This is a genomic window from Chryseobacterium geocarposphaerae (genome assembly GCF_002797535.1).
Taxonomy (GTDB): domain Bacteria; phylum Bacteroidota; class Bacteroidia; order Flavobacteriales; family Weeksellaceae; genus Chryseobacterium; species Chryseobacterium geocarposphaerae.
Window position 1 is genome coordinate 277,446 of record NZ_PGFD01000003.1, and the last position, 19,250, is coordinate 296,695.

The 19,250-nt window shown below is 35.5% G+C and carries 18 protein-coding genes; 11 read left to right on the plus strand and 7 right to left on the minus strand.

What is annotated here, in order from left to right; all coding sequences use genetic code 11:
* Window positions 1-10 precede the first annotated feature (10 nt).
* From CLV73_RS17265 to CLV73_RS17275, 3 genes are all read left to right on the plus strand, one after another.
* Window positions 11-1,030 (plus strand): alpha/beta hydrolase, encoded by a 1,020-nt coding sequence (locus tag CLV73_RS17265; protein WP_100378119.1) that lies wholly within the window; start codon window positions 11-13, stop codon window positions 1,028-1,030.
* A 79-nt stretch (window positions 1,031-1,109) separates the two neighbouring features.
* Window positions 1,110-1,565 carry a hypothetical protein gene (locus tag CLV73_RS17270; RefSeq protein WP_100378120.1) on the plus strand — a complete coding sequence of 152 codons (456 nt, stop codon included), beginning with the start codon at window positions 1,110-1,112 and terminating at the stop codon, window positions 1,563-1,565.
* 121 nt (window positions 1,566-1,686) lie between these two features.
* Window positions 1,687-2,781 (plus strand): serine hydrolase domain-containing protein, encoded by a 1,095-nt coding sequence (locus tag CLV73_RS17275; protein WP_100378121.1) that lies wholly within the window; start codon window positions 1,687-1,689, stop codon window positions 2,779-2,781.
* On the opposite strand, the gene CLV73_RS17280 is transcribed toward CLV73_RS17275, so the two are convergent.
* From CLV73_RS17280 to CLV73_RS17295, 4 genes are all read right to left on the minus strand, one after another.
* A complete protein-coding gene (locus CLV73_RS17280) occupies window positions 2,774-3,535 on the minus strand; it encodes a phospholipase D-like domain-containing protein (protein WP_100378122.1) in 762 nt (253 codons plus the stop codon). The two genes, CLV73_RS17275 and CLV73_RS17280, sit on opposite strands and share 8 nt — an antisense overlap.
* 89 nt (window positions 3,536-3,624) lie before the next feature.
* Entirely contained in the window at window positions 3,625-4,137 is a 513-nt protein-coding gene (locus CLV73_RS17285) for a TlpA family protein disulfide reductase (RefSeq protein WP_228424434.1), read from the minus strand.
* Window position 4,138: 1 nt separating this feature from the next.
* A complete protein-coding gene (locus CLV73_RS17290) occupies window positions 4,139-4,573 on the minus strand; it encodes a rhodanese-like domain-containing protein (protein ID WP_100378124.1) in 435 nt (144 codons plus the stop codon).
* Window positions 4,574-4,592: 19 nt separating this feature from the next.
* The gene (locus CLV73_RS17295; protein ID WP_100378125.1) at window positions 4,593-6,926 is read right to left on the minus strand and encodes an ATP-dependent helicase; all 2,334 of its coding nucleotides are present in this window, start codon (window positions 6,924-6,926) and stop codon (window positions 4,593-4,595) included.
* A gap of 191 nt (window positions 6,927-7,117) precedes the next feature.
* Here CLV73_RS17295 and CLV73_RS17300 point away from each other — a divergent pair, with 191 nt between their 5' ends.
* The 3 genes from CLV73_RS17300 to secG all read left to right on the plus strand — a co-directional run bounded on the left by CLV73_RS17300 (window position 7,118) and on the right by secG (window position 10,992).
* Window positions 7,118-8,431 carry a M16 family metallopeptidase gene (locus CLV73_RS17300; RefSeq protein ID WP_100378126.1) on the plus strand — a complete coding sequence of 438 codons (1,314 nt, stop codon included), beginning with the start codon at window positions 7,118-7,120 and terminating at the stop codon, window positions 8,429-8,431.
* 53 nt (window positions 8,432-8,484) lie between these two features.
* The gene (locus tag CLV73_RS17305) at window positions 8,485-10,530 is read left to right on the plus strand and encodes a M16 family metallopeptidase (protein ID WP_100378127.1); all 2,046 of its coding nucleotides are present in this window, start codon (window positions 8,485-8,487) and stop codon (window positions 10,528-10,530) included.
* Window positions 10,531-10,653: 123 nt separating this feature from the next.
* Window positions 10,654-10,992, plus strand: a complete 339-nt coding sequence (secG, locus tag CLV73_RS17310; protein ID WP_100378128.1) for a preprotein translocase subunit SecG — start codon at window positions 10,654-10,656, stop codon at window positions 10,990-10,992.
* Window positions 10,993-11,046: 54 nt separating this feature from the next.
* Here the strand turns inward: secG and CLV73_RS17315 are convergent, their stop codons facing one another.
* The 3 genes from CLV73_RS17315 to recR are packed head-to-tail and all read right to left on the minus strand — an operon-like array spanning window position 11,047 to window position 13,572.
* Window positions 11,047-12,084, minus strand: coding sequence for a CgeB family protein (locus CLV73_RS17315; RefSeq protein WP_100378129.1), 1,038 nt, complete (start codon window positions 12,082-12,084; stop codon window positions 11,047-11,049).
* 40 nt (window positions 12,085-12,124) lie between these two features.
* A complete protein-coding gene (locus CLV73_RS17320; RefSeq protein ID WP_100378130.1) occupies window positions 12,125-12,934 on the minus strand; it encodes a glycosyltransferase family 2 protein in 810 nt (269 codons plus the stop codon).
* A gap of 23 nt (window positions 12,935-12,957) precedes the next feature.
* On the minus strand, window positions 12,958-13,572 hold the full coding sequence (gene recR / locus CLV73_RS17325) for a recombination mediator RecR (RefSeq protein WP_100378131.1): 615 nt from the start codon (window positions 13,570-13,572) through the stop codon (window positions 12,958-12,960).
* A 114-nt stretch (window positions 13,573-13,686) separates the two neighbouring features.
* Here recR and CLV73_RS17330 point away from each other — a divergent pair, with 114 nt between their 5' ends.
* The 5 genes from CLV73_RS17330 (at window position 13,687) to CLV73_RS17350 (ending at window position 19,201) form a co-directional block, all read left to right on the plus strand.
* Window positions 13,687-14,292: an LURP-one-related/scramblase family protein gene (locus CLV73_RS17330; protein ID WP_100378132.1), complete on the plus strand. Its 606-nt coding sequence runs from the start codon at window positions 13,687-13,689 to the stop codon at window positions 14,290-14,292.
* 18 nt (window positions 14,293-14,310) lie between these two features.
* The gene (locus CLV73_RS17335) at window positions 14,311-14,802 is read left to right on the plus strand and encodes a hypothetical protein (RefSeq protein WP_100378133.1); all 492 of its coding nucleotides are present in this window, start codon (window positions 14,311-14,313) and stop codon (window positions 14,800-14,802) included.
* A gap of 84 nt (window positions 14,803-14,886) precedes the next feature.
* A complete protein-coding gene (locus CLV73_RS17340) occupies window positions 14,887-16,329 on the plus strand; it encodes an aminoacyl-histidine dipeptidase (protein WP_100378134.1) in 1,443 nt (480 codons plus the stop codon).
* Window positions 16,330-16,420: 91 nt separating this feature from the next.
* Window positions 16,421-17,002 carry an LOG family protein gene (locus CLV73_RS17345; protein ID WP_100378135.1) on the plus strand — a complete coding sequence of 194 codons (582 nt, stop codon included), beginning with the start codon at window positions 16,421-16,423 and terminating at the stop codon, window positions 17,000-17,002.
* Window positions 17,003-17,047: 45 nt separating this feature from the next.
* Window positions 17,048-19,201 carry a prolyl oligopeptidase family serine peptidase gene (locus CLV73_RS17350; RefSeq protein WP_100378136.1) on the plus strand — a complete coding sequence of 718 codons (2,154 nt, stop codon included), beginning with the start codon at window positions 17,048-17,050 and terminating at the stop codon, window positions 19,199-19,201.
* Window positions 19,202-19,250: the final 49 nt, after the last annotated feature.

Here is a 19,250-nt window from a genome sequence, read left to right on the forward strand (position 1 = left end):
AAAATATTTTATGAACTCATTCAATCACAATATAATGTACAGGTTTTCTTTAAACCTGTTTTTTATTTTATGCTTAAGCTTCTTCAATCTGGGTTATTCTCAGGCTCCGATCGAAGTACAAGCTCCGAAAAGCATTACTCTTCCCAAAAAAACTGCTCTTTTAGAGGATATTTCTTATAAAAATGACGCTTCGGGAAATCCTATCAAATTAGATATTTATGAACCTAAAAATCCTATAGCAGGAAAACTTCCAGTGGTTATCTATGTTCATGGCGGAGCCTGGGCAAAAGGTGATAAAATAGTGAGAGCCAACAGCTATATCGAAAGTTTTATTTTAAAATTGGTCGAAAAAAATTACGCGGTCATCAGCATTGATTATACTTTGGTAAGTGAAACAGTACATTTTCCGTTGCCGGTTCAGGATACAAAAGATGTGGTGAGATGGGTTAGGAAAAATGCTGAAAAATATAATTTTGACACGAATAATATTGGCTATTTCGGAGCGTCTTCAGGCGCTCATTTATCGATGCTTTCAGCTTATACCAACGATAACGAATATGTTGGAAGTCCAGAACTTTCATCTTATTCCGGAAAAGTAAATTATGTGGTAAGTAATTTCGGTCCTACCGATTTAAACAGGCTTTTGCATACAAGATTGGGCAAAATTCCGGTTGCTATTGTAAGTTTATTTTTTAAGCCGATTGTTGAAATCAGACAAAAATTGGTCTTCGGAATTTCAGGATATGATATTAAAACCGAAAAAAGAAAAGCTATAGACTATCTGGAAACCGCTTCTCCGATCAATGATGTTGAAAATGGTGTTCCGACTTTCATCCTTCATGGAAATAGAGACAAAGTTGCTCCCATTAATCATTCCAAAAGGTTGGTCAGAAAGCTGAAAAAACAAAATATTGAAACCAAACTGATTGTTGTAAAAGACGGCGCTCACGGTTTTGGAACAACCGATACAGCATATATGAATCATCTGAATGATGAAATGGTGAATTTTATTGAATCTCATAAAAAATAATTGAGCAGTAATTTCATGAAAAAACAGAATCTTCTAAAAGAAAATACTGAATATTCCGTTTAATTCTTAAATTTGGCTAATGCAAAAGAATCTTTACCTTATCATCATATTATTTTGTCTTGTGAGTTGCTATACTTATCAGGTTAAGAAACCAGCTGCAGCAACTGACAATAAACAAGACGCTAAAAATAGTGCAACACTTGCTAATACGAATCCTTCGCAAACAAAAAGCACAGCACCTCAGAATCCGCAACCTACACCCGTTCCTATTAATATTCAGGAAAAACTTGCCCCTAATAAAAATGTTAAAATTGATGTTGACGGCAAAACTTATAAAGTAATCGTTGACCGATGGGAACGTGACAGTCTGGTTGTACACCCGGTTCATAGCCCTAAAAAAATTCTTAAATTCCATAAGAACCAAATTAATGCTGAGAGAATTGCTGAAAAACGATTTTCACAACCCATCGCTGATATCCTTACCGTAGTGGCTTATGCAAGTATTGGTGTCGGAATTTACCTTTTGGTGAAGTAATCTTTGAAATTTACCCCATACCTGTTAAACTTTGAGTAGCTAAATTAATTATAGTTTTATTTTAAATGTTTAACTAATTTAAATTTTATTGATCTAAAAATAGAATGTAAACTAATTTCACATGAAAATAAAGAAATTATTTTCTACTTCTATTGTATGTTTTGTACTCATTATATGCAGTTCCTCTGCGAAATTAACAGAGCATACAACGTCTAAACCAATACCGGCAATAAAAGAAGCCATGTATTTTCCTCCTTTTAATAGTGATACCTGGGAAACAAAATCTATTGCGAGTTTAGGGTGGCATCAGGATAAAGTTCAGGATTTGCTGGATTATTTGCAGACTAAAAACTCCAGAAGTTTTATGATTCTTCAGAACGGAAGAGTTGTAATGGAAAATTATTTTGGAGGTCATACTTCCAGAACTCCCTGGTATTGGGCAAGTACAGGAAAAACACTTACCTCAACCGTTACAGGAATTGCAGAACAGGAAGGCTTTTTAAATACCAATAATAAAGTTTCAGTGTATATCGGAACAGGATGGACAAGCGAACCTTTAGCAAAAGAAAATCTTATTATCTGTAAAAATCTGTTAACAATGACTTCCGGTTTGGATGACAGTATGGGAAATGATGTATCTTCGGCTCATCTTCAATACAAAGCCGATGCAGGCACGAGATGGGCGTATCATAACGTCTATGTAAAGCTTCAGGATGTAGTCGCTGCTGCTACAGGGCAAAGTTGGTCAAGCTACTTCAATACAAAGCTTCGGGATAAAATCGGAATGACCGGAGCCTGGATTCAGAGTGGCAATAACAGTGTATATTGGAGCAATACCAGAAGTATGGCACGCTTTGGATTAATGGCTCTCAATAAAGGAAACTGGAGCGGAACACAGGTCATTAATCCCCAATATTTTCAGGATGCAACCAGTACTTCCCAAACTCTCAATCTTTCCTACGGATATTTGTGGTGGCTCAACGGAAAAGCAAGCTATCATCTTCCACAGACACAATTTCAATTCAACGGAAAGCTAATTCCAAGCGCACCGGATGATCTGTTTTGTGCTTTAGGAAAGAATGATCAGAAAATCTATGTTGTTCCCAGTAAGAAGCTGGTTATTATAAGAATGGGTAAATCAGCAGATAATATGAATTTTGCCCGTTCGGATTTTGATGAGGTTTTATGGCAAAAAATAAACTCTGTCATTAATTAATCGGCTCCGGATACAGCTGGCTTCCCCAAAACTGAAGATCTCTTTCTGCCAAATTGGAATTAAAAAAAATCTTATTTACTTCCTCCACTATTCCTGCCACAGCATTAGGATCAGCAGTTCTGATTCTTGTTTCGTGGTTGTCTTTTATTCCTTTTGCCGTAAAGTTCAAAGAGCCCATATAGGCGATTTCGTCATCAACCACATAAATCTTACTGTGGATAAAGGTTTTATTGAAAGAGTTTCCATTATTGGGAGAAATAAAAACTTTGAAAGGGAATAACTGTTTATAGGTATAATGGTAAATCCGCTTGCTTTTAATTTGTCTTACAATAAAATCTCTTACAAAAAACAATATAATAACAAGGATAAACCCATAGGCAAACTTCCATTCTTTTAAAAGGAAGATTACCGGCACTAAAATTACCGCCAAACCTATTATTGCAAAAAGCAGTGTTCCCGACAGACTGATCAGGCTATCTCTGGACTGTTTTGCTTTTTCATCAGTATGTCTTTTCTGAACAATCAATTTATTAATATTCTTATCATAGCCATAAAAGTCTTCTATCTCATCACTGGTAATAAGGCTTATCTTAATTCCTTTGTTATGCAGAAAGATCAGCTCCTTAATCAAGGAAGGAGAAAGATAAGGAGATACTATTTTGATATTTCTTTTGGCATTTCTGATGTCCTGAAGAAGCTTTGCACCGGCACTTTTTCCAATATAAATATCACAGACGGCATTATTATAAAACATAGTCAATAATTTATAGACTCAATAACTAAATAAAAAACTTTGCAAGATGACTTACAAAGCTTTGATGAATAAAATATTTTTAATAAAAATTAATTAAACTCTTTTTTCAATTCATTAGCTATAAAAGTTTTCAGCTCTTCCCCATGAATATTAATTGCGATAACCTTTCCTGATTTATCCAGCACCAGATTATAAGGTAATTCTTCAATCCCGTATGTTTTGGCAACCGGGCTTTTCCAAAACTGAAGATCACTTATTTGTGTCCAGTTTATTCTTTCCCTTTCAATCATCTTCTTCCAGTTGTCTCCAGATTTATCTAAGGAAACTCCCACTATTTCAAAGTGTCCTGCTTTTACAGCTTTTTCATTTTCAGTATAAATTTCCTTTAAAAAAGGCTGTTCTTCAACACATGGAGCGCACCATGTTGCCCAAAAATCGAGTAAAACCACCTTCCCTTTCAATGAGCTCAGTTTAAAATCAGTGCCCTGAAAAGTTTTTAAATGAATTTCAGGAGCAGTATCATTTAACTTCAATGAATTTTGTGCGCCAATGAATCCGAAACAGAAGAATAAAATTCCTGATAAAAGTAATTTTTTCAGCATATTAATCATTGGTTGGATAATCGTGATCAATCCAGTTGGTTTTTACATTTTTGGGAATATCTAAAATTTTTACATTTTTAAAGCCCATTTCCACCAAGGCATTGAAAGCAGGTCTGATATTTGGACATCGGTCGTATGGACAACAGCCGCAATAAACGATGATTTCCTTATTTTTATCTAGTTTTTTCACATAGTCCTTCAGCTTCTCAAGATTTTGAGGATCATTAGCCATTCCCATATCCATAGAACCTTTTACCACAGCAGAGGGACCTACAGAGAGGATCAGGATATTTTGGGTTTGCTTTTTTACAATTTTAGCTGCTAAAATATCCGGAGCCACCACTTGAGCTGCCGTCCATGGAACCGGCTGAGTCTGTGCTTTTAGAAAACTGCCAAAACACATCATCATAGCCAGTAAAAACATTATTCTTTTCATAATCTTTCTAATTTATCGATTATATTTTTGTCAGTTTTGCATATTTCAGGATCAGATTTTTCTCTCCTTCATGCATGAAAACCACTTTTGCTTTAATATTTTGAGGATCTGTTCCGTCTAAGAAGGTCACTTCTCCGATTCCGAATCTGTCATGCCTTACTTTATCTCCTACTTCAATATCCTGAGAAGAAGCTCCGCTCGGGTTGATGATCTTCGCCGTACTTACCGGTTTCAGCTTCCTTGGCTCCGCGATTGGTTTTGAATTTTCACTTTTAGCAATGGTTTTCTTTTCCACTTTCTTAAAGCTTCTCATTTCAGAAGGATGTTCATCGAATATATTAGATTTCACTCCGGAATTATTAATGAAACGCTTCTCAATCATCGGATTCAGGAATTCAAGGTATTGGTCATCAATTTCACTCAAAAACCTTGACGGCTCTGCATCAGTAATTTTTCCCCATTGGAAACGGGAAACAGCATAAGAGAAATAAGCCTGTTTCTCGGCTCTCGTTAAAGCCACATAAAACAATCGTCTCTCTTCTTCCAGATCTTCTCTTGTAGCAGAACTCATGAAACTTGGGAAAAGATTTTCTTCCAGTCCCACCAAATGAACTACCGGAAACTCAAGACCTTTGGAAAGGTGAATGGTCATCAGTGAAACCATATCATCCACATTTTCCTTATCCTGAGTATCCGCAGAAAGGGCAATATTCTCTAAGAAGTTCGGTAGACTAGGATCTCCATCTTCCAGCTGCATTTGTTCTTCAATAAACCCCTGCATGGAGTTCATCAATTCCTGAACGTTTTCAACCCTGGAAATTCCTTCCGGTGTCTGGTCATCTTTTAAAAACTTTATCAAACCGCTTCGTTTTGCCACCTCCATTGCAACATTATATGCGGTTTCCGTTTTAAGCAATACCTGGAACGCTTTGATCATGGACCAGAAATCATTCAGTTTATTCAGAACACCGTTGTTAAATCCTAAATGCGGTGCATAGATCGGAAGATTATCCAGTACTTTTGAAACAGAAATATTTTGAGAGTCTGCAAAAACAATCAGTTTATTCTGAGTCGTTTCACCAATTCCTCTTGCAGGATAATTGATGATTCTCATCAACGCTTCCGAGTCATTTTCATTCACCAAAAGTCGCAGATAGCCGATGAGATCCTTTACCTCTTTTCTCTGATAGAAAGACAGTCCTCCATATACTTTGTATGGAATATTTTTACGTCTCAAAGCATCTTCAAATGCACGGGTTTGAGAGTTGGTACGATATAAAATGGCAAAATCACTGTATTTCCTTTGCTCCCGGTTTCTGGTTTCCCAGATATTTCCTGCCACGAAATTGGCTTCATCCGCATCGGACAGGGAACGGTAGATTTTTATTTTTTCACCTTCTTCATTTTCACTGAAAACATTTTTCTTGAATTGCTGAAGGTTTTTCGCAATCACTACATTGGCTGCATTTACAATATTCTGTGTTGAGCGGTAATTTTGTTCCAATGAAACCGTTACCGCATCAGGATAGTCTTTTTTAAAGTTTAAGATATTCTGAATATTTGCGCCACGGAAAGAATAAATCGATTGGGCGTCATCTCCCACAACACAAATATTTTCAAATTTTGAAGCCAACGCTTTTACAATTAAATACTGAGAATGGTTGGTATCCTGGTACTCATCTACCAAAATATATCTGAATCTGTCCTGATATTTTGCTAAAACTTCAGGAAAACGGGTTAACAGTTCATTAGTTTTCAACAGTAAATCATCAAAATCCATTGATCCGTTTTTGAAGCATTGTTCTACATATTTCTGGTAGATCTGCCCTATGAATTTCATATTGGCTTTTTCATCAGCTTCCATCAGTTCGGGATTTGCATAATATGCTTTTACCGTGATCAGATTATTTTTATAGGTAGAAATTCTTGCCTGAACTTTTTTAGGTTTATATAAATCGGCATCGATATTCATGTCTTTCAATACCTTTTTAATCACGTTCAGAGCGTCCTGCTGATCGTAAATGGTAAAATTGGAAGGATAGCCCAAATAATGTGCCTCACTTCTCAGAATTCTCGCAAAAACAGAGTGAAAGGTTCCCATCCAAAGACTTTTTGCATTGCTCTGTCCTACCACTTTGGCAATACGCTCCTTCATTTCTTTTGCCGCCTTATTAGTAAAGGTCAGAGATAAAATATTAAAAGGATCTACTCCATTGGTGATCAAATGAGCGATGCGCATGGTAAGTACACGCGTTTTTCCGGAACCCGCTCCTGCAAGCACCATCAGTGGTCCTTGTAACGTGGTAACGGCTTCAAATTGTGATTCATTCAGTCCTTTCAGATAATCCTCCATACAGCAAAAAATTTAGGGAACACAAAATTAGTTTATTCTATGGAGAATTCAAATTTTGGTTTTAGATGTTAGAACTAAGCGCTGTAATTTTCATCATAATTAGGTTAAAATATTCTTTCTGTAAAATTTATTTTAACTTTTTGTAACAATTAAAGTAAATTTGGCACTAATTGACAAAACAATTTCTATTTATGAAAAAGCGACTTCTTTCTGTTGCTGCAGCGGCTTTCTTTGGAATGGCTTTGAACGCACAACAAATTAAATTTGAAGAATATGACTTACCAAACGGTCTTCACGTAATTTTACACCAGGATAATTCCGCACCGGTTGTTACAACTGGAGTAATGTACCATGTAGGTGCAAAAGATGAGGTAAAAGGAAGAACTGGTTTTGCTCACTTCTTCGAACATCTTTTATTTGAAGGAACCCCAAACATCAAAAGAGGTGACTGGTTTAAGATTGTTTCTTCAAACGGAGGGCAAAACAACGCTAACACGACAAACGACAGAACTTACTACTACGAAACTTTCCCATCAAACAACGAGCAATTAGGTCTTTGGATGGAAGCTGAGAGAATGCGTCACGCTGTAATCAACCAGATTGGTGTGGATACTCAGAGAGAGGTTGTAAAAGAAGAAAAAAGATTGAGAATGGATAACCAGCCTTATGGTAATCTTTTCACAACCATTCAGAAAAACTTATTTACCAATCACCCATATAACTGGCCTACAATCGGTTCTATGGAAGATCTGAACTCTGCGAAATTAGAAGAATTCCAGGCATTCTATAAAAAATATTACGTTCCGAATAATGCAACTTTGGTTGTAGCAGGTGATATCAAACCTGAACAGACTAAAAAGTGGATTGAAACTTACTACGGAAGCATTCCAAAAGGAACGGTTTATCCAAAAGATTTCCCGAAAGATGCTCCTATCACCCAGGAAAAAGAAGTTACAGCAACTGACCCGAACATTCAGCTTCCGGCTTATATTTTCGCGTACAGAACTCCTGCAAACAAAGAGAAAGATGCTTATGTTTTAGATATGCTTTCTTCTTATTTAAGTAATGGTAAATCTTCAGTTTTATACAAAAAATTAGTGGACCAGGATAAAAAAGCGCTTCAGGTAGCGGCTTTCAACCAGGGTCTTGAAGATTACAGTATCTTCGCTTTCTTTGCAATCCCAATGGGACAGACGACAAAACAGGCTTTACAGGCTGATATTGATGCTGAAATCAAAAAGTTACAGACTACTTTGATCTCTGAAGATGATTATCAGAAGCTTCAAAACCAGTACGAAAACCAGTTTGTAAATGCTAACTCAAGCATTCAGGGAATTGCTGCTTCATTGGCTACCAACCACGTATTGATGGGTGATACGAATTTGATCAACAAAGAAATCGACATTTACAGAGGTATCACAAGACAGGATCTTCAAAATGCGGCTAAAAAGTATCTTAATTCTAACCAAAGAATCGTCATTAATTACGTACCTGAAAAAAAGTAATCATTTCAACTTCTCAGGTTAAAAGATGATTATTAAAAATTAAATTTTTACAAATGAAAAAGCAATTAACATATATAGCTGTAGCGTTTTTATTCGCAGGAACTGTTTCAGCACAAAAAATAGATCTTAATGCAATGCCAAAGCCAGGACCAACTCCTGCAATCAACATTGCTAAGCCAAAAACTTTTCAATTAAAGAATGGCCTTACGGTAATGGTTGTGGAAAACAACAAACTACCTAGAGTAAGTGCAAGTCTTACAATGGACAGACCTCCATACAACGAAGGACCTGTAACTGGAGTAAGCGAAATCATGGCAGAGCAGTTCGAAAACGGAACTACAAGCATGAGCAAAGATGATTTCAACAAAAAAGTTGATTATCTTGGTGCTAATCTTAACTTCAACTCAGGAGGTGCTTCTATGAACTCACTTTCTAAATATTTTCCACAGGTTTTAGGGTTGATGGCTGATGCGATCATTAATCCTAAATTCTCTGCTGATGAAATTCAGAACTCTAAAGAAAGAGCTATCGAAGGATTAAAATCTGACGAAAAAAATGCCTCTTCTATCGCTGGAAGAGTTTCCAATGCTTTAATGTATGGTAAAAACACTTCAAGAGGTGAATTTGAAACGGTTGAGTCTATCAACAAAATTCAGTTAGCTGATGTACAAAACATTTATAAAAAATATTACGCTCCGGACAATGCTTATTTAGTAATTGTTGGAGATGTAAAATTTGATCAGGTGAAACCATTGGTTGAAAAAGCTTTCAACAACTGGAAAAAAGCAAACACGCCAATCACTCCTCTGGAGCCGGCTGAAAATGTTGCTAAAACTGAAATCAATATCGTTGACGTTCCTTCTGCTGTACAGTCAGTTGTTTCTTTGAACAACCTTAATACATTAAAAATGAAGGATGCCAACTATTTCCCGGCAACCATAGCAAACTACATCCTTGGTGGTGGTGGTGAAGCCAGACTTTTCATGAACCTTCGTGAGAAAAACGGATTTACGTATGGGGCTTATTCAAGCATGGTAGCAAGCAAATATTCTCCACAGTTTTCTGCAAGTGCGAGTGTAAGAAATGAGGTTACCGACAAAGCGGTTAAAGAATTCATGAACGAGCTTAACGCAATCTCTAGTGTAAAGCCCGAAGAACTTGAAAACGCTAAAGCTAAACTGAAAGGATCTTTCATCATGTCTTTGGAGCAGCCTGCAACCATTGCAAGATTCGCTTTAAACCAAAAAGTTCAGGATCTTCCTGCTGATTTCTATACCAACTACTTAAAATCTATCGATAAAGTAACTGCTGCAGATGTTACCAATGCTGTAAAAGCTACGATTTTACCAAACCAAAGCAGAATTTTCATCGCGGGTAAAGCATCTGATATATCTGAAGGATTGGAAAAATTAGGTTACCCTGTAAAATACTATGATAAGGATGCTAATCCTGTTGCAAAGCCAACTGTACAAAAGGTTGATGCTAATGTAACAGTAGCCTCTGTTGTTGATAAGTATATTGCTGCTATTGGAGGAAAAGCTAATTTAGCAAAAATCACTTCATACACTACGAATGCAACTATGTCTATGCAGGGACAGAATCTTGACTTCAAAATTGTTAAAGCTCAAGGCGGAAAAGAATTACAAACTATTTCTATGGGAGCAATGACTGTTCAAAAACAAGTTTTTGATGGTAAAACAGGATATTCTGAACAAGGGGGACAAAAGGTTCCAATGAGCAAGGAAGAAATTGCGGAAAACCTTAAAAACACTGAACTTTTCGAAGAATTAGGTTTTGCTAAATCTACAGATTACAAATTAGCAGGAATTGAAAAAATCAACGGAGAAGATTCTTACGCGATTAAGTCAGGTGATAAAACTTATTATTACAGTGTAAAAACAGGTCTTAAAACAGGAGAAACTGAAACGGTAAAAGCACAGGGACAAACCATGACAATTCCTACCACTTTTGCTGATTACAAAGATGTATCTGGTGTGAAGATGCCTTATACCATTACGGTTAATCAAATGGGTATGGATATGGTTCTGAAAGTAAAATCATACGAAGTAAACCAGGCTAAAGATTCTGATTTTAAATAAAGACAGATCAATTTACTATAAAAAACAGCAACAAATGTTGCTGTTTTTATTTTTACTTCTATCTTATTTTGCTATTCAGTAAAAAAAGATTAAATTTGTCCACTCAAAAAGATATCAGAATTAATGGATACTATATTTACACTATTAATGGTTCTTATTATGATTGCCAGTATTTTACTGACAATCGTTGTTATGGCTCAAAATCCTAAAGGAGGAGGTCTTTCCAGTACATTTGGAGGTGCATCTTCTGCCCAATTCGGGGTGCAAAGAACCAACGATTTTATGGAAAAAGCAACATGGACGCTAGGAGCAACAATTATTGTTCTTATCCTGATAAGTGTTGTAATTACGGGGAAACCTTCTCAAGCTGCTCCGGCTACACAGCAACCAGTGAAGAAAGAAGCTCCTGCGCAATCTGCTCCGGCTTCTCAATCTACAACTCCGGTAGCTCCATCTAAATAAAAGATTTCATCTTAATATAAATAAAAAAAGCAACTCTGAATAGAGTTGCTTTTTTTATTTATTATTTTTAACAAAAGAATTCCAATATTCATTTTGATCTTTAACAAACAGACATTCTATAAAAGAATCAAGAGACATCATATATAATACTTCATCTTCAATTTTCTCAAATTCTGAATTAAAAAAATCCCGATCCAGTTTTATATGCGTGCGATCAATAATAAAAATATTGTTGGGATTATAGAAAGGATAATTTGTAATGTCAGAATTGGTTGTTATCAATTTTCTTCCTGATGCTAATACTTCAAAAGTTCTTATTGTCAGACCATCCTGAAATGGCTTATTAATATCAAGTACTGATTTTGCCCGTCTATAATAATCAATAATTTCGTGGTGGCTCAGTGTAGTAAAACTTAATTTTTTATTGTCAAATTGTTTTAGTTCCTTATCTACAATTTTTCTTAATCTAAATGCAATTCTCCCCATTGCATAGTAATAAAAAAAGCACTTTAATTTTAACTTTTCGGCAATAGATCTTACATTTTCGCCCACGATATACCTATCTGTATGTGCACTACCAATAAATATGATATCATAATTAAGATCGGAAATATCAGATGCCAAATGTTTATATTCATTAAGGTAAAATAAGGGTCTGAAACTCAATCCATATCTTAGGGCATCATTTCTCTCGAAAGTAAATTTTTTGTCAAAATATTTTAAATTTGAGATAAGAACCGGATATTCTTTTAGAGGATCAAAATTATAATAGATCATCTCTATTTCAGGGTTCAGCAACCTTACTTTCTCAAGAAAATAAGCGGGAACAGCCTCTCCTTTAATTAAAAGAAAGTAATCATACTTTTTATTTTGAATTTCATCAATAATACTTCGATAATACCTATTAATAATCGATTGATAAATTTTTTTATTGAAACGGATCACTCCTTTTGCAAAGTTGGAATTAGAAGGCCTCTCATCATAGAAATCAACTTCAGCACCTAATTCCGAAAGTCTTTGAGCAATCGCTTTTTCATATTGAAAGAAACGGACAGCCAGAAAAAGAACTTTTTTTCCTTTGATATTTTTCATTTGAAAAAAACTTTGATTTTCATCGCTTTATCAACTAGTTTCACTTTGTATTCAGATTATAGTAAAATTGCCTGCATAACAAAAATAGATATTTAGCCTTATAAAAAAACCTCAACGATAAATATTGTATAGAATTAATATTTTTTAATAAATACATTTCCTTAAGATTTTTTATAAACCCTTTTTCCATTGCTGAAAGATTGGAAGAAAGTCCTGAAACTCCAAATGTTCTTTTCCCTCCTCCTACAAAAACCAAACTTTCATTCAATATATACATCTTATTCTTTAATGAAGCTCTCATCCAATAATTGACATCTTCCGCATGCCTCTGGTTATCATCAAAAAACCCTGTATTTTCAAGAACTTTTCTCTTAAACATGACCGTGGGAGCCAAGATTTCATTCCTCAATAATAGTTTCCTGAATGTGATCTCCGCAAGATTATTTTTTCCTATGCTGTACGGATATAAAATTTCCTTATCATTTCCCTTTGTTGCAAGAAAATCAATATTCAGGCTCGTATTTTTAAAGTAACTAATTTGTTTTTCTGTTTTTTCGGGCATCCACTCATCATCTGCATCCAATAAAGCTATATATTCTCCTTTCGCGATTTTCAAGCCAGAATTTCTGGCGCTAGAAACTCCTTTATTTACCTGATTCAATAATTGAAAGTTCATTTCGGGATTTTGCTCTATATATTCTTCTACCAGGCTTTGGCTGTTATCGGTAGAGCCATCATTAATAACAATGATTTCAAATTCTTTTATACCTAATGTCTGTACTTTAACTGAATTTAAAGCACTTATTATCGTATTTTCAGAATTATATATGGGAATAATTACCGAAACCATTATAAAAGCTTTTATATAATATATTAAACGTTTCCATCATTATATGGCAATCGGTTCATAATAGACCTGCCTAAAGAAATTTCATCAGCATATTCCAGTTCATCGCCTACAGAAATACCTCTTGCAATACTCGAAAAATTCACTTTAAAACTTTTGAATTTCTTATAGATATAATAAGCGGTGGTATCACCTTCCATAGTAGCGCTTAAGGCAAAAATAAGTTCTTTTACAGTTCCTTCATTCAGTTTTCTTTCAATACTCGGAATATTCAACTGATGGGGACCGACTCCTTCCATTGGAGATATTTTTCCTCCCAGAATAAGATATTTCCCTGTGTATTTTCCTGTATTTTCAATGGCAATCACGTCCCGGACATCTTCAACAATGCAGATTGTCTCATCATTACGTTTATCATTACTGCATATCTCACAGATTTCAAAATCAGAAAAGTTGTGACAGTCCTTGCAATATTTTATTTCATTGACAAGATTAATCAGAGAATTACCCAAACTCGTCGCTCTGGAAGGTGGTTGTTTCAATAAATGAAGGGCTAGTCTCAAAGCCGTTTTCCTCCCTATTCCGGGTAACCCGGAGATCTCATCTACTGCCTTCGCTAAAACTTTACTAGGATAATCCATAACTACAAAAATAAAATAAAAAGCCGAGTTTTTATCCCTTATGAAGCTTAAAAATAGATTTCATTTATTATAAAAATTTTATCTTTGACCCGAAATATGAAAAAAATAAACTAAATGGTACTTAACAATCTAAATTATCCATTAGATTTTAAATTTAAAATCACAACTTTAGCCAGTGACTTCAACATTACAGACAAAAACGGAAATTATGTAGCGTATGTCCGTCAGAAAATGTTCAAGCTAAAAGAAGATGTAATTGTTTTTAATGATGAAAGCAAATCAAAGGAACTTTTCAGAATTAAAGCTAATCAATGGATAGACTTTAATGCATCTTACTCTTTAAATGATTTAATCGAGAATAAGAACTTCGGGAGACTGGCAAGAAAAGGAATGCGCTCTCTTTGGAAAGCAAGCTATGATATTTTGGATGCTCATGATCAGCCGAAATTTAAAATTCAGGAAGACAGTGCCTGGGTGAGATTCTGGGATGGTTTTGTAGGAGAAATTCCTATCATAGGAATGTTTACGGGATATTTTCTGAATCCTTCTTACACTGTAACGGGAGTAGATGGGAAAGCTTACTTCAAGCTGAAAAAGATGCCTTCATTCTTCGGAAGAAGATTCCAACTTGACAGACTTATTGACATTGATGACGAGGAAGAAAGCTTAGTTATTCTGTCCCTACTCATGATGATTCTGCTAGAAAGAGCCAGAGGATAATCAAAATATACAATTCACATGAAATATTTTATCATTTTCTTTTCAGCATTCTTATTAGTCGGATGTAAAAAAGATAAAGAAGCTGTTTCTTCCCAAACATCGCGAGATTCTTTAACCATCGTTCAGGATTCTGCTCAAAGTGAAACTTCTTCAGGAACAATTTCTGTAGAAGCATTTCCTTTTCCTGCTGAGATTAAGGAATGTTCATGCTATTTTGCAAAGAACAAAACAGATTTTGAAAACGAAAAATACATCTATGCAGATGATGCCGGAAAAACGGCCTATATGAAACTCAACGGCAAAAGACTGGCTATGAATCTTATTTCTTCCAGCGATATGGAAGCAGATGAAGAACTTAGCAAAGAAATAGAAAGTGGAGACTATAAAATATCTGTAAAAGGTAAAAAAATAAAGAACGAAGAGGCTTTATTATTTCAGGGAACACTGACCATCGAAAAACCAGATGGTACAACAGTTACAATGCCTATTTACGGCGAATGTGGATGCTAAACTGACTTCCGAAAAAATACAAAAGAATGCTTCCGATTTACCGGAAGCATTTTTTATTTCGTAAATTTGAGAAAAATAAATTTCATGGAATTATCTAATATAGAACCGCAGATAATCTGGAAAAACTTCTCCAAATTAAATGCTGTTCCAAGACCTTCAAAAAAAGAGGAAAAAGTAATCGCTTTCATCAAAGAATTTGGTGAAAATCTAGGACTAGAAACTACTGTAGATGAAGTAGGAAACGTAATCATTAAAAAACCTGCCACTTCAGGGATGGAAAACCGTAAATCTGTTGTTTTACAGTCACATTTAGATATGGTTTGCCAGAAGAACAGTGATGTTAACTTCGATTTTGAGACTGAAGGAATTAAAATGGAGATTGACGGCGATTGGGTAAAGGCAAAAGGAACAACTTTAGGAGCAGATAACGGATTGGGAGTTGCTACTATTATGTCGATTCTGGAAAGTTCAGACATTCCTCACCCTGATCTGGAAGCCCTTTTCACTATAGATGAAGAAACCGGAATGACAGGAGCTTTAGGCTTGAAACCGGGCAAATTAACCGGGCAAATCTTATTGAATCTTGATACTGAAGAAGATGATGAGATCGATATCGGTTGCGCAGGAGGAATTGATGTGACGATCACCCAAAACTACGAAACTGAAGCTCCAAACGGACAAATGGTAAGACTTGAAGTAAAAGGATTACAAGGTGGTCATTCAGGAATGGACATTCACAAAGGTTTTGGAAATGCAAATATTATCTTAGGAAGACTTCTTTACAAAGGCTTAGAAAAAGAAAACATCCAATTAATTTCTATTGATGGAGGCGGATTGAGAAATGCAATCCCAAGAGAAGCTGTAGCCATCGTTTCTGTAAGAAATGCTCAGGAATTCATTTTGGAAGTTACAGATCTTAAAAAAGAGATTTTAGAAGAATTTGCGACTATAGAAGCCGGAATTCAAATTAATATTGAAAATACCACATCTTCTGAAAAATCACTTTCCGAAGCAGATTCAAAGAAAATTATCCTGGCATTAAAATCTCTGCACAACGGTGTTTACAGAATGAGCCCCGATGTAAAAGATTTGGTAGAGTCTTCAAACAATGTGGCAAGAGTAGAATTAAAAGGCGGAGCTTTAAAAATTTTAAATCTTTCCCGTTCTTCTGTAGAATCTTCTAAATACTCCGTAGCTGAGCAATTAAAATCTGTTGCAGAATTAGCAGGAATGAATGTAGAATTCAGTGGTTCTTATCCTGGATGGAAACCAAAACCAGGTTCTGAAATCGTTCAGCTGATGGAAAAAATCTATGTTGAAAAATTCAGTGAAAAACCACACGTTGTGGCTTGTCACGCGGGTTTGGAATGTGGAATTATCGGAGCTAACTATCCGGAAATGGAAATGGTAAGTTTCGGACCAACGATCCGAGGAGCACACTCTCCGGATGAAAGAGCTAATATTCCTTCTGCTCAGAAATTCTGGGCATTTACAAAAGATATTTTAGCGAATATTCCTTTAAAATAAGATTTTAACAATTATATTATTAATATCCAAAGTCATTTGATTTTGGATATTTTTAATTTTAACCCTTCATTAAATTACATTCAAAATAATTATGAAAAGTATCACAGTATTTTGCGGTTCAAGTTTCGGTACAGATGATGTTTTTAAAGAACAGGCAACTTTACTTGGACAGACTTTGGCGAAACAAAATATTCAGCTCGTTTATGGCGGTTCAAATACCGGTTTGATGGGAGCTGTTGCAGACGGAGCTTTACAGGAAGGTGGAAAAGTTGTTGGGGTTCTCCCCCTCTTTTTACAATCAAAGGAAATTGCTCACAAACAATTAACCGAGTTGATTCTGGTAGAAACCATGCACGAAAGAAAAACCAAACTGAATGACCTTTGTGATGGTGTGATCGTTCTTCCCGGAGGCTACGGAACCCTGGAAGAGTTTTTCGAAATGATAACCTGGGCACAGCTCGGACTTCATCGCAAGCCAATTGCTGTTTTAAATATTGACGGGTTTTATAATGATTTGATCAAGCTTGTTGGAACCATGGTTGACAAAGGATTTTTAAAGCCAATCAACAGAGACATGTTACTGATCAGCGATACTATTGATGAATTGCTGGAAATGATGAAAAATTATAAGGCTCCGACTGTCGGAAAATGGATTTCAAAAGATGAAGTTTAATATATTTGTATCAGTAATTTTTTCACACACAAAAGAAATATAAAAATGAAAACTATTTTTCTGACTGCAGGACTATTTTTAAGTCAAATAATTTCTGCACAGTACAATTATCCTGTAACCCCTGAAAAAGCAGTTGTAGATGATTATTTTGGCACTAAAATAATCGATAATTACAGATGGCTGGAAGATCTTAAAAACCCTGAAGTAGAAAAGTGGTTTAAATCACAGTCAGATTTTAGCCATAGTATCATAAATAAAATTCCGCATCGTGAAGACCTGTATAAACGTATGAAGGAAGTACAGGAAATGAACGGTGATTCTTTCGACGCGATATTTCAAAGGCAAAACACTTACTTATATACAAAAACCAAGAAAAACGAAAATCTTTCCAAGTTATATTCCAGAGATCTTTCTTCCGGAAAGGAAACATTGATTTTCGATCCTGAAACCCTTGGAAAAGACACCCAGATCACCAATTTCGCTGTTGATTCTAAAGCAAAAAAAATTGCTATTTTATTTTCAAAATCTGGTGGTGAAATTTGTCATTTGAGAATTTTAGACCTTACGACTCACCAACTTTTAAAAGACGAAATCGGCCCTATCTGGAGTGAATTTGGTTTTGAATTCACGCAGGATGATAAAGGAATACTTTACACCAAAATGAGTACTTCCGATCCCAACAGCAATATGCTTTTAAAAGATATGAAAGCCATGCTTCATGTAATCGGGACGGATACAAAAACCGACAAAATATTAGCTTCAAGAGAAGAATATCCGGAGCTGAATGCCTTGACTGAACAATTCACAAGTGTTTATTTCACTGATGACTATAAATATATTGTTCTGAGGTTAAGCTCTGTAAAATCAGAAAGTCCGATTTTTGTTGCCCCCTATTCAGAATTAAAAAATAAAAAGGTAAAATGGCGACAGATCGTAAAACCTTCGGATGATATTACAGATGTATTTATTTCCGGAGACAAGCTTTTCCTGCTTACCCATAAGGATACTCCAAATTACAAAATCACCCTTACCAACCTTTCAAAGCCCGATTTTAGCAATGCTAAAGTGGTGGTTCCGGAGAGTAAAGACAAAGTAATTATCAGTATCCATAATTCTAAAAATTACCTTTACTATTCTTTAGGAGATGGTATCGTGAGAGACAAATATCAGGTAAATATCAATACATTGGAAGGAAAAAAAGTTGATTTTCCAACCGGAGTCAACAGCTCATTATCCCTTAGCCAAAGAGAAAATGATAATATCTATTGTAATAATGTGAACTGGCTGACTCCATTAACCACTTATGAATACAATCCGGAAAAAGGGGATGTCATAAAAAGCAAATACCTTAATTCCGAAACAAATTATCCTGATTACAATGCACTTTACACGGTAAAAGAAGTTGAAGTAAAAAGCCATGACGGTGTAATGGTTCCCCTTTCTATCATTTACCCTAAAAATATAAAAATGGATGGTAATAACCCGGCTTATATTACAGGATACGGAGGTTATGGTTTTTCTTATGAACCTCGCTTTTCAGCCAGGCTTTCTGTATTATTGGAACAGGGCGTTATCCTTGCCGTTGCTCACGTAAGAGGAGGTGGAGAAAAAGGTGAAAAATGGCATCAGGCAGGAATGAAAGCAACAAAACCCAATACCTGGAAAGATTTCATTGCCTGTTCAGAATATCTGGTGAATCAAAAATACACTTCTCCTTCAAAATTAATCGGAAACGGAGTAAGCGCAGGCGGAATTCTTATCGGAAGAGCGATTACGGAAAGACCGGACCTTTATGCTGTAGCTATCCCAGAAGTTGGGTTAACCAATGCTTTAAGAACAGAAATAACAGCGAACGGACCTAACCAAATCCCTGAAATCGGAACATTAAAAAATGAAGAAGATACAAAGCATCTGATTGAAATGGACGCACAAAGCAAAGTAAAAAAAGGAGTAAAATATCCCGCTGTAATTATACGCGTCGGAATGAATGATTCCAGAGTTGCTCCTTGGATGCCTGGTAAATTTGCTGCGGCTCTACAAAACAGTTCTGCTTCCGGTAAACCTGTATTATTGTATGCAAATTATGATAACGGCCATTTCACCAGTGATTATGATGTGATCTTTAAAGAATATGCAGATATTTTTGCCTTTGCATTATGGCAGGTTGGACATCCTAATTTTCAGCCTTCGAAGAATTAAGAATCAATAAAAACCTTCCTGATAGTTTAGGAAGGTTTTTATTTCATTA